Source organism: Tistrella mobilis, from assembly GCF_039634785.1.
GTDB classification, from domain to species: Bacteria; Pseudomonadota; Alphaproteobacteria; order Tistrellales; family Tistrellaceae; genus Tistrella; species Tistrella mobilis.
The window spans coordinates 164,035-177,006 of sequence record NZ_JBBIAB010000002.1; the positions used below are offsets into that span (position 1 = coordinate 164,035).

Genomic DNA, 12,972 nt, shown 5'->3' on the forward strand with positions numbered 1-12,972 from the left:
GTGGCGACGCTTGCGACCCATCACCCGGCGCCGCTGTATACAGAGGCCGGCCTTCCCACCCGGCCGCGCTGGCGATCGGCCGCCGAAGCGCCGTTGACCGCGGAAAACCTGCGTGCGCTGCTGGATGACGAGATCCCGGCGATCCGCATCCCCGGCTTCGCGAGCCCTGCCGAATGCGCGGCCTTTGCGCAGGCGGTCTCGGACGCGGATCTTTCCTATTACAGCGTCAAGCGGCGGATCGGCTATATCGGCCTCGCCCAGTACGAGTATCGCTGGGACCGGCCCAAATCCGACTATTTCCGCGATGCCGCGGCGGTCGAGGCGCGGCGCGATGCGGTGCAGGCCCGGGCCTTCGATGCGGTCGGGCGGCTGATCGACCGGCTGGCGGCGGTGAGCCCCGCCGGGGTCGGCATCGCCGAAGAGGCGGGCGGGCGCTATTACGCCGGCATCATCCGGCATGCCTCGGAAGGCGTGGATCTGCATGCCGACTGGGCGCCGGTCAATTCGCCCGCCTATGACATCGCGGCGATCGATGCGCAGCTCGGCTGGAATTTCTATGCCCAGGAGCTGGTGGAGGGGGGCGAGACCACCATCCATCACGCGCCCTGGACGCCTGCGCATGCGCCGGGCGAGATCCCGCAAAGCTACGGCCTGCCGCCTGAGACCGTGGCCGGCGCCGAGCGCTTCACCTTCCGGGCGGTCGCGGGCGACGTGGTCATCTTCAACACCCGCAACCCGCACGAGATCGCGGGCGGCCGCGCCGCCCCGGGCCATGACCGCATCTCCATCGGCTCCTTCATCGGCCGCCTCCCCTCGGGCCGCCTGGTTCTGTGGTCGTGATGGATGACAATCACCAACCTCAACTAATCCTGGCTCCCAGCCGCCATTGAGGCGGCGGCCAAGGGCGCGGAAGCGCCCGCCCGGCGAGGGGCTAAAAGACTCGGCGGCCAAGGGTGCGGAGCACCCGCCCGGCGAGGGGCTAACGCAAATATGAAAGAGACTCACATGGGCGACAGTCTCGGGTGGCGTGCCAAGTTCGGCGTGCTGGTCCCCAGCACCAATACCAGTGTCCAGCCTGAATTCGACCGGATGGCGCCCCCTGGCGTCACCAGCCATATTGCCCGGATCGCGATCCCCAATATTGCGATCCACAATGACGACGACTTCAACGAGCTGATCCGGCTGATCGCCGAGGCGCAGATGGCCGCGGTGGACAGCGTGATGTCGTGCGAGCCCGACCGGCTGGTGCTCGGCATCTCGGCCGAAACCTTCTGGGACGGGCTTGCCGCCAGCCGGAAGCTGAAGGCGGAGCTGGAGGCCCATACCGGGCTGCAGGTCTCGATGGGCTCCGATGCCTGCCAGGCGGCGCTGGGCATTTACGGGGCGAAGCGCATCGCGGTGATCACGCCCTATCAGCCGGTCGGCGACCGCAATGTGGTGCGCTTCTTCGAGGAATGCGGCTACGAGGTGCCCCGGATCAAAGGGCTGAAATGCGCAAGCCCGGTGAAGATCGCCCATGTCCAGGAGGCGGAACTTGCCGCCGCGATCCGCGAGGTCGACGGGCCCGATGTCGACGCCGTGGTTCAGGTGGGCACCAATCTCGCCATGGCACGGCTGGCCGGTTTCGCCGAAACCTGGCTGGGAAAGCCGGTGATCGCGATCAACACCGCCATCTTCTGGCATGCCCTGCGCGCACAGGGGATCGACGACCGGATCGATGGCTGGGGATCGCTGCTGCTGAAGCACTGAAGAAGGCTGCCATCGTGACGTCCCTCACCGACATCGAAACCGCCCCACCCGAAACCGCCCCACCCGAAACCGCCCCACCCGAAACCGCCCTCGCGCGCGCCTATGCCACCATCCGCACCGGCATTCTGGACGGCCGCTTCCGCCCCGGGGACCGCTTGCGGGAAGAGCATCTGGCCGAGACCGCGGGCGTCAGTCGCACACCGGTTCGCGAAGCGCTCCGCCGGCTCGCCACCGAAGGGCTGGTGGAGCTGACCCCCGGTCTCGGCGCCTTCGTGTCGAGCTGGAGCGTGGCCGATCTGGAGGCGATCTTCGCCGTGCGGGCGCTGGTCGAGGCGGCTGTGGCGGAGCAGGCCGCCCGGCATCTGACGGCCGCGGATATCGATGCGCTGGAGGCGCTGGCAGAACGGATGGAGGATCTGGCGGGCCGCCGGCCGGCCGGCTTCCTCGACCGGATCACCGGGCTCAACCATGAATTCCACACCCGCATCGCCGCCGCCTGCGGCAATGACCGCCTGGCCGGGCTGCTGACCCAGACCGTCGATCTGATCCTGGTTCACCGCACCTTCCGGCGCTATCACGACCGCCAGCTTGTCCGCAGCATGGCCCATCACCGCGAGCTGGTGGACGCCTTCCGCGCGCGGGATGCCGATTGGGCGGGCGCCGTGATGCGCGCCCATGTCCATGCCGCCCGCCATGCGCTGGTGGCCGATCTTTCCCTCTCCCCTCCGGCCGAACCGAAAGCCCCCTGAATGCGACCGCTCGACAATGTCATCATCCTCGACTTCACCCATATGCTCTCGGGGCCCTATGGCACGATGCTGCTGGCCGATCTGGGCGCGCGCACCATCAAGATCGAACCGGTGAAGACCGGCGAGGGCACCCGCAAGCTGCTGGCCAAGGATCCCGATCATTCGATCGAGGGCATGGGCGCCTATTTCCTGACGCTTGCCCGCAACAAGCAGTCGGTCGCCGTCGACCTCAAGACCGAAGAGGGCCGCGCGCTGGTTTATGATCTGGTGCGCAAGGCCGATATCGTGGTCGACAATTACAGCCGCGGCGTCACCGGCCGGCTGGGCATCGACCACGAAACGCTGTCGGCGATCAACCCGCGGATCATCACCTGTTCGGTGACCGGCTTCGGCGAGACCGGCCCCAATCCCGACCGGCCGGCCTTCGACCTGGTCGCCCAGGGCATCGGCGGCGGCATGTCGCTGACCGGCGAGGCCGGCGGCACGCCCCTGCGGGCGGGCATTCCGATCGGCGATCTGGGCGGCGGGCTGTTTGCAGCGATCGGCATTCTGGCGGCGCTTAACCAGCGCAACCTTACCGGCCAGGGCCAGCATATCGACATCTCGATGCTCGACTGCCAGCTGTCGATGCTGAACTACATGGCGACCATGCAGTCGCTGTCGGGCCGCGAGCCCGGCCGGTCGGGCAACGGCCATTTCGTCCATGTGCCCTACAACACCTATCGCACCAGAACCCGCCACGTGATTCTGGCGGTGATCACCGATCAGTTCTGGCAGCGGCTGGTCGACATTCTGGATGCGCCGGACCTGCGCCGCGACGCCTATCTCACCCAGCCCGGCCGCTGGGCCGATCGCGAGGTGATCAACGCCCGGCTTCAGGAGATTCTGGAGACCGAGAGTTGCGAGCACTGGCTGGCGCGGTTCGGCAACCAGATCCCCTGCGCGCCGGTCAACGACATCGCCCATGCCATGGCCGACGAGCAGATCCGCGGCCGGGGCATGGTGGTGGAGGTGGCCCATCCCTCGGGCCGGCGGGTCGAGATGCCGGGCAATCCGGTCAAGATGTCGGGCATGACCGACGAGGTCTATACCCCGCCGCCGCTGCTGGGCACCCATACCGACGAGGTGCTGGAAGAGCTGCTGGGGCTGGGCGCCGAGGCCCGCTGCGCGCTGCGCGCCCGCGGCATCATCGGCTGAGCACGGCAGAGGGAGGACAGCATGAGCGATCGCGTCACCATCACCGAGGTCGGCCTGCGCGACGGGCTGCAGAACCAGCCGGTGCATGTCGCCACCGCCGACAAGCTGCGTCTGGCCGGGCGGCTGCTGGAGGCCGGCCTCACCTCGCTGGAGGTCACCAGCTTCGTCAGCCCGAAGGCGGTGCCCCAGCTGGCCGATGCCGATGCCCTGCTCGCCGGCCTGCCGGTGCGGGCGGGGGTGGACTATATGGCGCTGGTGCCGAACATGCGCGGCTATGAACGCGGCACCGCCGCCGGCGCCCGGGCGGTGGCGCTGGTGCTTTCGGCCACCGAGACGCTGAACCGGCGCAACATCAACATGTCGCTGGATCAGGCCCGCACCGTCTGCCGCGAGGTGATCGGGCGGGCCAAGGCCGAGGGCGTGTTCGTGCGCGCCTATGTCGCCGCCGCCTGCGCCTGCCCTTACGAGGGGCAAACCCCGCTCGCCCGGGTGGTGGCGCTGACCGAAGAGATGTTCGCGGCCGGCGCCGATCAGGTCGCGATCGCCGATACGATCGGGGCCGGCAACCCGGCGCAGATCCGCGACATCGTGGCCGCACTTGCCGGCGGTGTCGGCACCGACCGGCTGGCGCTGCATCTGCACGACACCCGCGGCCTGGCGCTGGCCATGGCCTGGGCGGGGCTGGAGGCGGGCATCCGCCGCTTCGATGCCGCGTTCGGCGGCCTGGGCGGCTGCCCCTTCGCGCCCGGCGCCGCCGGCAATCTCGCCACCGAAGACCTGGTGTTCATGCTGAGCGAGGCGGGTATCGAGACCGGTATCGACTGGCGCCGGCTGTTCGATGCGGTCGCCCTGGCCGAAACCCTGCTCGACCGGCCATTGGGCGGGCGCATGGCGGCCTGGTGGCGCCAGGCCCAGGCGAAGGAGGCCCAGGCGAAGGAGGCCCAGGCGAAGGAAGCTGCCCGCCGGGAGATGCCGGCATGATCGTCGAACAGCGCTGCTACACCATCGCCCCCGCCCATCTGCGCGACTTCCTGACCGTGTTCGAGCGCGAGGGGCTGGGCATCATCCGGCCGATCCTGGGCAATCTGATCGGCTATTTCACCACCGAGGTCGGCATGATCAACGGCGTGGTCCATCTCTGGGGCTATGACGACATGGCCGATCGCGAGAGGCGCCGCGCCATGCTCGCCGCCTCGGAAGACTGGCGCGCCTTCCTGCCCAGGGTGACGCCGTTCATCCAGGCGATGGAAAACCGCATCCTGGTGCCCACCGCCTTCTCGCCGCTGCGCTGATTGCGCCCCCCTTCCGGCATCGTCCCTTCCCATCGAGGATCCGCCCATGACCGCCGACACCGATCTCACCACGGATTATCAGGGCGCCGGCTTCATGGGCGCGCTCGGCTTCGGCCGGCGCCCGGCGCTGGTGATCGTCGACGTGGTCCAGGCCTATTTCGACCCCGGCTCGCCGCTTTATGCCGGGGTGGAGGACATGCTGGCGGAGATCCACCGCCTGCTGGCCGCGGCCCGTACCGCCGGGATTCCGGTGATCTTCACCAATGTCGAATACCAGGCGGGCGGCGCCGATGGCGGGCTGTTCTATCGCAAGGTCGCAGCGCTCAAGGTCTTCGACCGCGGCTCGCCCTTGGGCCGCTTCGCCCGCGGGCTGGAGCCCGCGCCCGGCGAAATCGTGGTGACCAAACAATATGCCAGCGCCTTCTTCGGCACCTCGCTTGCCTCGACACTGACGGCACGCGGCGTGGATACCGCCATCATCACCGGTGTGAGCACCAGCGGCTGCGTCCGCGCCACCGCCCTCGACGCCCTCCAGCACGGCTTCATCCCCATCGTCGTCCGCGAGGCGGTGGGCGACCGGGCGCCGGGGCCGCATGAGGCCAATCTCTTTGACCTGCAGGCGAAATATGCCGATGTGGTGGGGGTGGAGGAGGTGATTGGAAGGCTGGCCGCCACCGGCCGGGATCCCGCCGGTTCATGAACCGACCCGAAGCCTGTTGCCGCTCTCCCGGAAAACGGGGATCCTGACCGGAGAAAGGCCGGCAGAAACGCACAACCCGGATGGACGGGCCGGATGGACTGGAATGATCTCAGAGTCTTCCTCGCGGTGGCGCGGAGCGGCGGTCTGACCCGGAGCTCGGCCGAGCTGAGGGTGAGCCAGTCCACCGTCAGCCGCCGCATCGCCCAGCTTGAGGCGAGCATCGGCATGACGCTCTTTCAGCGCCATCAGACCGGCTATTTTCTCTCGGACGAGGGGCGTGAACTGCTGCGGCATGCCGAGCTGGTCGAAGACAGCGTCATGGCGCTGGAGCGGGGGGTGGCGGGGCTGGACAAGGCGCCGGCCGGCAGCGTGCGGCTTGCGACCTCGGAAAATCTGGCGACCGATCTGATCATTCCGGCGCTGCCGGCCTTTCGGGAGCGCTATCCGGGCATCTGCCTGGACATCGTCACCAGCACCGCCACCGCCGAGCTTGGCCGGCGCGAGGCGGATATCGCGCTCAGGGTGGTCCGGCCGGAACGCGGCAATCTGACGGTCAGGCGCGTCGGCCACATGACCTATTCGGTCTATGGCAGCCGGGATTATGTTGCGCGCCACCCGCCCGTCGAGGGCGAGCCGCTCGGCGGGCGGCATGCCATCGTCTGGGATGACGGCCATGCCTTCATGCCGGCGGCGGTCTGGCTGGCGCGGGAACATCCCGGCTGCCGCATCGCCCTGGTCACCAGCAGCCTGCCGGCCCAGATCGCCGCCGTACGCGCCGGGCTGGGGCTTGCCGTCATCCCGGATTTTCTGGCCGCGCCCGAGGATTTCGTGCCGGTCATCCCTTCGGACCGGCTGTTCAGCAACGATGTCTGGCTGGTGACCCATGCCGATCTCGTGGCCTCGGCCCGGGTCCGGGCGGTCGGGGATTTTCTGGCCGACCAGGTGATGCGCACCAACCCCGCGCTGTCGGGGCGCGGGCCGGGTGCCTGATCTGACCTTCCGGCCCCTGACCTGCCGGCCCCCGACCTCTTGGCCCCCGGCCTGCGTGTCGCTTACGAGGTACGGGTGGTGCGGCCGGCCCAGAGGTCGACCGGCCCCAGGCGGTCGGCGCCCTGGGTGGCGAGCATCCAGCCCGGATATTCCGGCGGCAGCTCGCTGACGGCGTCGAGCCGCGCGATCTCGTCGTCACCAAGCACGATATCGACGGCGGCGATGTTGTCCTCCAGCTGGCTCAGCCGTTTCGCGCCCACGATGACCGAGGTCACGACCGGCTTCGACAGCAGCCAGGCCAGCGCGATCCGGGCCGGGCTGCAGCCATGGGCCTCGGCGATCGGCTTCAGCACGTCGATCACGTTCCAGGCGCGGTCCTTGTCGACCACGAGGAAGTCGAAAGACGAGCGGCGTGCGCCTTCCGGCGACTGGTTGTCGCGGCTGAACTTGCCCGACAGCAGCCCGCCGGCCAGCGGGCTCCAGACCAGCAGGCCCATCTTCTCGGCGTCGAGCAGGGGCTTCAGTTCCCGTTCCAGATCCCGCCCGGCGATCGAGTAATAGGCCTGCAGCGTGTTGAACCGCTCCAGATTGAGCCGGGCCGAGATGCCGAGCGCGGTTGCGATCCGCCAGGCCTGCCAGTTCGACACGCCCAGATAGCGGACCTTGCCCTGCCTGACCAGATCGTCGAGCGCCCGCAGCGTCTCCTCGACCGGCGTCACCATGTCGGCGGCATGGATCTGGTAGAGGTCGATATGGTCGGTCTGAAGGCGCCGCAGGCTGGCCTCGACCGCGTCCATGATGTGGCCGCGCGACGCGCCGACATCGTTCCGGCCGGGGCCCATCCGGCTGTAGACCTTCGTCGCCAGCACGACCTCGTTGCGGGGGATCCCCAGATTCCTGAACGACTGGCCGAGCGTCTGCTCGCTCGCCCCGGCGGAATAGACATCCGCCGTGTCGAAGAAGTTGATGCCGGCATCGATGCCGGCCTTGACCAGCGCATCGGCGCCCGCCTGGTCGACGTCACCGATATGCTCGTACACACCGGTGCCGTCGCTGAAGGTCATGGTACCCAGGCAGAGCTGCGAGACCAGAAGCCCGGTATTGCCCAATGTCCTGTATTTCATCCTGCATCTCCTGAAGACAAGGCCGCCCGTTCGGGCCGGATATGCTCCGGCGCCGTGCCCTCGGGCCATGGCGGGTGGTCTGATTGTGGTGACGGGTGATCGGGTCCGCGGCGGCCGCGGCGCGATCTCAGGCGGCGGTGTCCGGCGCGCCGAAGATTTCGTTGATGTGCAGCGAGTCGGTGAACTCCTGGCCGCGCGCGATCCGGCCGTTACGGAAATGAAGAAGGAAATGATAGGTGTTGCGATAGTGCCGGCCGTCCTTCATCGGCAGGTCGCCCCGCGCGACGATCGCCAGCCGGTCCGCCTCTCCGGTGATTTCGCCATAGTCGAGCACCAGATGGCCGGCGGCATTCTCGAACAGCGTCGGAATGGCCGCGAGATAGGGGCCCTTGGCATGGGTGCCCGAGAATTTGTTTCCGGGCATGATCCACCATGTCAGATCCTCGGTACTGAGCCGGGACATGGTGTCGGTATCGCCCCGCCCCAGCGCATCCAGAAAGGCTTTGGCGGTCTGTTCATGCTGCTCTCGGTTCACGGCGCGTCTCCTTTCCGGCCGTTCGTGCGTCACGTCACGACCTCAGACTGCCGTCTCCGTTTTCGGAAAAATATGCCGAAGATCGGGTGATAATTTTCTGAATATGGAAAATGGAAGGGCCGACGCCGATCCGTGGGATGGATGCGGCGCCGGCTCTGTTTTTGGGATGCGAAGCGGGTTCAGATGCTCTTGCGCACCGCCCTGATCTTGCCGCTGCGGCCGCCGCCGCAATAGAAGGTGCCGTTGCCGTCGCTTTCCAGCCCCGAGACCGAAATCCCCGGGGGCATGGCGATGACGGCGATCACGCGGCCGGTGTCGGGATCGATGCGGCGCAGATCGGCCGTCTGCTGCGCGCCGTCCCAGCTGCCGTGCCAGAGTTCGTCGCCCGCCCAGGTGACGCCCGTGACCATGCGGTCCGAGGTGATCTGGCGGAGCACGGCGCCGGTTTCGGGGTCGATCTGCAGGATCCGGCGGTCGTCGAACTGGCCAACCCAGAGCGTGCCCTCGCCCCAGGCGAGGCCCGAGGCGCAGCCATTGCCCGGGCAGGGGATGGTGCCCTGCTCCGCGCCGGTTTCGGGGTCGAGCCGGCGGATCACCGGCCCTGCGATCTGATAGAGAAACCGGCCGTCGAAAGCGGTGCCGGCCTCTCCCGGCACCGGCAGCCTGCGCACCACCCGGCCATCCGAGGGGTCGAGCACATTCACCGCCGGGCCGACGGCGAACCAGACATGGCTGCCGTCGAAACTGACCCCGTGCACGGCATCGACCCCGGGCCAGGGGCCGTAGTCGCGCAGGATCTCGGCATCGGCCGTGGCGGGCGTGGCGGCGGCGGTGGGGGATGTGAGGGTCTTGGTCATGGGAACCTCCCTTGGGATCTGCGGTGGGATCATGTCCGAGCCTCAGCCTGGATCGGGGAGGGGTGGGGGTGAGAGTAACAATGCTGTCGGGAAGGCGCGGCCGGCTCGCCGCAACAGCCTATACCCCCGGCAGCAGCATGATCGTCGGAAAACCGCCGAGGGCCGGGACCGTCCAGCGGCGGGTGCGGCCGCGGCCGGTGGGGCGGACGCGGCCCGTGGCGGCAAGCCGTTCCATGAGGCGCTGTATGGTGCGCGCGCTGGTGCCGAGGGCGATGGCGAGGGCCGTGGTCGACCAGGCTTCGCCATCGGCGAGCAGGGCGAGGATGCGGCCGCAGCCGGCCTCGATCGGCGGGTCGAGCAGGGCGACCGGGCCCGGGCGGGCGGGGTGCAGAACGAAGCCGGCCGGGGTGGCGTGGATCCGGGCGAGCGGGTGGAGCAGGCGGCGCAGGCGGCCGATCTCGACCCGGAGCCGGGCGCGGTGGCTGTCGTCGGCGGTGCGGCCGCCGAAACCTTCGCGGATCAGCACCGCGCGCGGCACATCGGCCGGATGGGCCAGCGCCAGCTGGCGGGCCAGGGCGAAGAGCACCGGGCGGGTGGCCAGCGGGCGGATGTCGGTGGCATCGCGGACGATCAACCGGCAGGCATCGACGACCAGCGCCGCCTCTGCCGGCAGGGCCTCTATTTCGGCCAGCGTGACCATGCGGTCGGTGCCGGCCCGGACCAGCCGGGCCGCCGGGGCGTCGAGCTGGTGGCGGGCGGTCGCCACTTCGGCGGCGAGTTCGGCGATGCCGCTGGCCGCGGCCGCCGCGGCGGCGGCATCGAGGTCACGGGCGGCTTCGGCAGCCGCGATCCGGCGGGCGGCGATGCCGGCGCGGGTCAGGTGCAGCCCGGCCGCAAGCGCCGGCGGGATCCGGCCGGGGTCGAGCCCGGCGATCGCGTCGCCGGCGGCGCCCGGCTGGCCGATCAGCAGCAGGCGGCGGGCCTCGATGATCCGGGCATGGGCGGCATTGGCGTGGTCGCCGGCCGTCTCCAGCACCGCGCGGGTGCGGTCCAGCAGCCCTTGGGGCCAGGCGATGTCGCGCAGCACCAGGGCGATTTCGGCCTCGGCCAGGGTGCAGCGCGCCCGCGCCGCGGGGTTGCCGCGGCCGAAGCCCCGTCCGGCCCGGGCGAGCAGATCCCGCGCCCGGCCGAATTCGCCGAGCCTTGCCATGACGATGCCGCGCAGCGCCAGCGCCGGCGGGTCGTCGCGGAGCGACACGCGATTGAGGGCGCCCAAAAGGTCGCCCGCCGCCAGGGCGCGGGCGGCGGCGGTGATCAGCGCATCCATGGGCTCCCCGCCGATGCTCTCCCGGCCATGAGCGACAAGACTAGCATGCAGCGGGGGCGGCCGTTACTGCCGCACGCCCATGCGGTCCAGCGCCTCCGGGGTCAGCGGTTCCTGTCCGTCGCTGCCGGTTGCCGCCCGGTCGGGGGCATGGAGGGCTGCGGTCACGTCGTTGCGCAGCCGCGGCAGCCCCTCCGGGCAGTCCTCCTGCATCCAGACCAGCATCTTCTCGCGGATTTCGCAGCGCAGATCCCAGGCGGTGGGGGAGTTGTGGGCGCTCATCAGCGCGCGGATGGTGACCGTGCGTTCGGTGGTGTCGATCACCTGCAGCACGCCGACCTTGCCGTCCCAGAGTTTGCTCTGCTTCAGAAACTCGTCGAGCTTTTCGCGCATGCGGGCGAAGGACATGGCGTAGTCCACCTGCCAGATCACCGTGCCGATGATGCCGGCGGTCTCGCGGGTCCAGTTCTGGAAGGGTTTTTCGATGAAATACGAAATCGGCAGCACCAGCCGGCGCCAGTCCCACAGCCGGATCACGACATAGGTGGCGGCGATTTCCTCCACCCAGCCCCATTCGTTTTCCACCACCACCGCATCCTCGATGCGGATCGGCTGGGTAAGGGCGATCTGGATGCCGGCGATCAGATTGGCCAGGATCGACTGGGCGGCGAAGCCGATCACGATGCCGGCGACACCGGCCGAGGCGAACAGGCTGACGCCGTACTGGCGCACCGACGGGAAGGTCATCAGCATGGCCGCCACCGTCACCACCACCACCAGGCCGATGCCGACCCGTTGCAGCAGCATCAGCTGGGTGCGGTGCTTGCGCGCCACCAGATTGTCGTCGACATCGATGCGATAGCGGCGGCGGCTGACATCGGCCAGCGCGCGCAGCACCGAGACGGCGATCCAGCCGATCAGCGCGATCACCCCCAGCTGCAGCACCCGGCCGATGATGGCGCCTGCGTCGTCGTCGACGGCGAGTTCGGGGGCGATCGCCCGCAGCGCGATCAGGATGAACGCCAGACGCACGGGGCCCCGCACCCGGCGGAAGACTTCGGTGCGGAAGCCCTTGCCGGTGCGCGGCACCACGATGGTGAGCAGGCGGAAGAACAGGCGGTGGGCGATCAGCGCCACGCCCACCGCCACGATCAGCAGTAGCAGATAACCGGTCCCGGCCGGCATGGCGGCGGCAAGCTCCGCCAGCCAGCGCGGGGTTCTGAGCAGGTCCATGATGTTCCGACTCCGTGGGCGCTCAGGCCTTCACTTGCCCTAGGCCCGGCTGCCCGGGGTCAGCGAGACCTTCAGCCAGCCATCGGCCTGGCGGTCGAACTGCCGATAGGCGTCGATCGCCGACATCAGCGGGGCGTTGCGGGTGAGCACGGTGGCGGGGTCGATGGTGCCGGCCGCCACCAGATCCACCAGCCGCGGCAGATAGCGGCGATGGTTGCAATTGCCCATGTTGATCGTGACGTTGCGCATCATCGCCTGGCCGATCGGGAAGCTGTGCACATTCGGCGGATAGACGCCGATGATGGCGAGCGTGCCGGCCTTGGCCATGGCCGCAATGGCCTGGTCGAGCACCTGGGTCGCGCTCTCGCCCGGCTTTTCGCCCGGGGCGGCGGCATCCACGCCCACCGCATCGATCACCCGGTCGACGCCGATGCCGCCGGTCAGCGCGCGGATGGCTTCCACCGGGTCCTCTTCCTCGAAATTCACGATCTCGGCGCCCTTGGCGCGGGCGGCTTCCAGCCGGTCGGGCAGGCGGTCGACGGCGATCACCCGCTCGGCCCCCATCAGCCGGGCCGAGATGATCGCGAACTGGCCCACCGGGCCGCAGCCGAACACCGCCACCGTGTCGCCCTCGGTGATCTCGGCGATATCGGCGCCGAAATAGCCGGTGGGGAAGATGTCGGAGAGCATGATCGCCTGATCGTCGGTGATGCCGTCGGGCAGCTTGACCAGGCCGACATTGGCATGGGGGATGCGGGCATAGTCTGCCTGCAGCCCGTCGAAGGGGCCGGTCTGGGCCGGGCCGCCGAAGAAGGCGGTGCCGGCCTGGGGGCCGTTGGGGTTGGCGGTGTCGCATTGCGCGGTATAGCCGGACCGGCAATAGGCGCACCAGCCGCAGCTGATCGTCGACGGCACCACAACCCGGTCGCCGGGTTTCAGATTGCGCATCTGCGACCCCGGTTCCTCGATGATGCCGATCGCTTCATGGCCCAGGATCGTGCCCGGCTTCATGCCCGGCATGGTGCCGCGGACCATGTGCAGATCGGTGCCGCAGATGGCGCTGGCGGTGATGCGGATGATGGCGTCGGTCGGGGCCTGAAGCCCCGGATCGGCGACGGTGTCGAGACGGATATCGCCCACGTCGTGGAAAACGACGGCTTTCATGTCACGGTCCTTCCGGTCGGGCAGCGGCCGGGGGCCGCCGCGTCAGGAGGGGCAGGGG

At 69.2% G+C, this 12,972-nt stretch carries 14 protein-coding genes; 8 read left to right on the forward strand and 6 right to left on the reverse strand.

Annotated elements, in window-relative coordinates; all coding sequences use genetic code 11:
- From WI697_RS03645 to WI697_RS03680, 8 genes are all read left to right on the forward strand, one after another.
- Positions 1-840: a hypothetical protein gene (locus WI697_RS03645; protein WP_345957405.1), complete on the forward strand. Its 840-nt coding sequence runs from the start codon at positions 1-3 to the stop codon at positions 838-840.
- A gap of 165 nt (positions 841-1,005) precedes the next feature.
- A complete protein-coding gene (locus WI697_RS03650) occupies positions 1,006-1,749 on the forward strand; it encodes a maleate cis-trans isomerase family protein (RefSeq protein ID WP_345957406.1) in 744 nt (247 codons plus the stop codon).
- A 14-nt stretch (positions 1,750-1,763) separates the two neighbouring features.
- Positions 1,764-2,498: a GntR family transcriptional regulator gene (locus WI697_RS03655; RefSeq protein WP_345957407.1), complete on the forward strand. Its 735-nt coding sequence runs from the start codon at positions 1,764-1,766 to the stop codon at positions 2,496-2,498.
- Positions 2,499-3,695 carry a CaiB/BaiF CoA transferase family protein gene (locus WI697_RS03660; RefSeq protein WP_062761304.1) on the forward strand — a complete coding sequence of 399 codons (1,197 nt, stop codon included), beginning with the start codon at positions 2,499-2,501 and terminating at the stop codon, positions 3,693-3,695. It abuts the gene before it with no gap.
- Positions 3,696-3,716: 21 nt separating this feature from the next.
- The gene (locus tag WI697_RS03665) at positions 3,717-4,676 is read left to right on the forward strand and encodes a hydroxymethylglutaryl-CoA lyase (RefSeq protein WP_345957408.1); all 960 of its coding nucleotides are present in this window, start codon (positions 3,717-3,719) and stop codon (positions 4,674-4,676) included.
- The gene (locus tag WI697_RS03670; RefSeq protein ID WP_345957409.1) at positions 4,673-4,987 is read left to right on the forward strand and encodes an NIPSNAP family protein; all 315 of its coding nucleotides are present in this window, start codon (positions 4,673-4,675) and stop codon (positions 4,985-4,987) included. Before WI697_RS03665 ends, WI697_RS03670 begins: the two co-directional genes overlap by 4 nt.
- A 46-nt stretch (positions 4,988-5,033) precedes the next feature.
- A complete protein-coding gene (locus WI697_RS03675) occupies positions 5,034-5,687 on the forward strand; it encodes an N-carbamoylsarcosine amidohydrolase (RefSeq protein WP_345957410.1) in 654 nt (217 codons plus the stop codon).
- Positions 5,688-5,780: 93 nt separating this feature from the next.
- A complete protein-coding gene (locus WI697_RS03680; RefSeq protein ID WP_345957411.1) occupies positions 5,781-6,677 on the forward strand; it encodes a LysR family transcriptional regulator in 897 nt (298 codons plus the stop codon).
- 62 nt (positions 6,678-6,739) lie between these two features.
- On the opposite strand, the gene WI697_RS03685 is transcribed toward WI697_RS03680, so the two are convergent.
- The 6 genes from WI697_RS03685 to WI697_RS03710 all read right to left on the reverse strand — a co-directional run bounded on the left by WI697_RS03685 (position 6,740) and on the right by WI697_RS03710 (position 12,914).
- Positions 6,740-7,801: an aldo/keto reductase gene (locus WI697_RS03685; RefSeq protein WP_345957412.1), complete on the reverse strand. Its 1,062-nt coding sequence runs from the start codon at positions 7,799-7,801 to the stop codon at positions 6,740-6,742.
- Between the two features lie 127 nt (positions 7,802-7,928).
- Positions 7,929-8,336: a nuclear transport factor 2 family protein gene (locus WI697_RS03690; RefSeq protein WP_345957413.1), complete on the reverse strand. Its 408-nt coding sequence runs from the start codon at positions 8,334-8,336 to the stop codon at positions 7,929-7,931.
- A 179-nt stretch (positions 8,337-8,515) separates the two neighbouring features.
- Positions 8,516-9,193, reverse strand: a complete 678-nt coding sequence (locus WI697_RS03695; protein WP_345957414.1) for a Vgb family protein — start codon at positions 9,191-9,193, stop codon at positions 8,516-8,518.
- A 118-nt stretch (positions 9,194-9,311) separates the two neighbouring features.
- Complete coding sequence (locus WI697_RS03700; protein ID WP_345957415.1) at positions 9,312-10,520, reverse strand: helix-turn-helix domain-containing protein; 1,209 nt, start codon at positions 10,518-10,520, stop codon at positions 9,312-9,314.
- A 63-nt stretch (positions 10,521-10,583) separates the two neighbouring features.
- Complete coding sequence (locus WI697_RS03705) at positions 10,584-11,750, reverse strand: mechanosensitive ion channel family protein (RefSeq protein WP_345957416.1); 1,167 nt, start codon at positions 11,748-11,750, stop codon at positions 10,584-10,586.
- A 39-nt stretch (positions 11,751-11,789) separates the two neighbouring features.
- Entirely contained in the window at positions 11,790-12,914 is a 1,125-nt protein-coding gene (locus tag WI697_RS03710) for a zinc-dependent alcohol dehydrogenase (protein ID WP_345957417.1), read from the reverse strand.
- Positions 12,915-12,972: the final 58 nt, after the last annotated feature.

Excerpts from the sequence above, each read along its gene's own strand:
- WI697_RS03650 (WP_345957406.1), top strand. The coding sequence starts at position 1,006 with ATGGGCGACAGTCTCGGGTGGCGTGCCAAGTTCGGCGTGCTGGTCCCC.
- WI697_RS03680 (WP_345957411.1), top strand. The coding sequence starts at position 5,781 with ATGGACTGGAATGATCTCAGAGTCTTCCTCGCGGTGGCGCGGAGCGGC.
- WI697_RS03675 (WP_345957410.1), top strand. The coding sequence starts at position 5,034 with ATGACCGCCGACACCGATCTCACCACGGATTATCAGGGCGCCGGCTTC.
- WI697_RS03660 (WP_062761304.1), top strand. The coding sequence starts at position 2,499 with ATGCGACCGCTCGACAATGTCATCATCCTCGACTTCACCCATATGCTC.
- WI697_RS03710 (WP_345957417.1), bottom strand. The coding sequence starts at position 12,914 with ATGAAAGCCGTCGTTTTCCACGACGTGGGCGATATCCGTCTCGACACC.
- WI697_RS03695 (WP_345957414.1), bottom strand. The coding sequence starts at position 9,193 with ATGACCAAGACCCTCACATCCCCCACCGCCGCCGCCACGCCCGCCACG.
- WI697_RS03700 (WP_345957415.1), bottom strand. The coding sequence starts at position 10,520 with ATGGATGCGCTGATCACCGCCGCCGCCCGCGCCCTGGCGGCGGGCGAC.
- WI697_RS03705 (WP_345957416.1), bottom strand. The coding sequence starts at position 11,750 with ATGGACCTGCTCAGAACCCCGCGCTGGCTGGCGGAGCTTGCCGCCGCC.
- WI697_RS03670 (WP_345957409.1), top strand. The coding sequence starts at position 4,673 with ATGATCGTCGAACAGCGCTGCTACACCATCGCCCCCGCCCATCTGCGC.
- WI697_RS03685 (WP_345957412.1), bottom strand. The coding sequence starts at position 7,801 with ATGAAATACAGGACATTGGGCAATACCGGGCTTCTGGTCTCGCAGCTC.
- WI697_RS03665 (WP_345957408.1), top strand. The coding sequence starts at position 3,717 with ATGAGCGATCGCGTCACCATCACCGAGGTCGGCCTGCGCGACGGGCTG.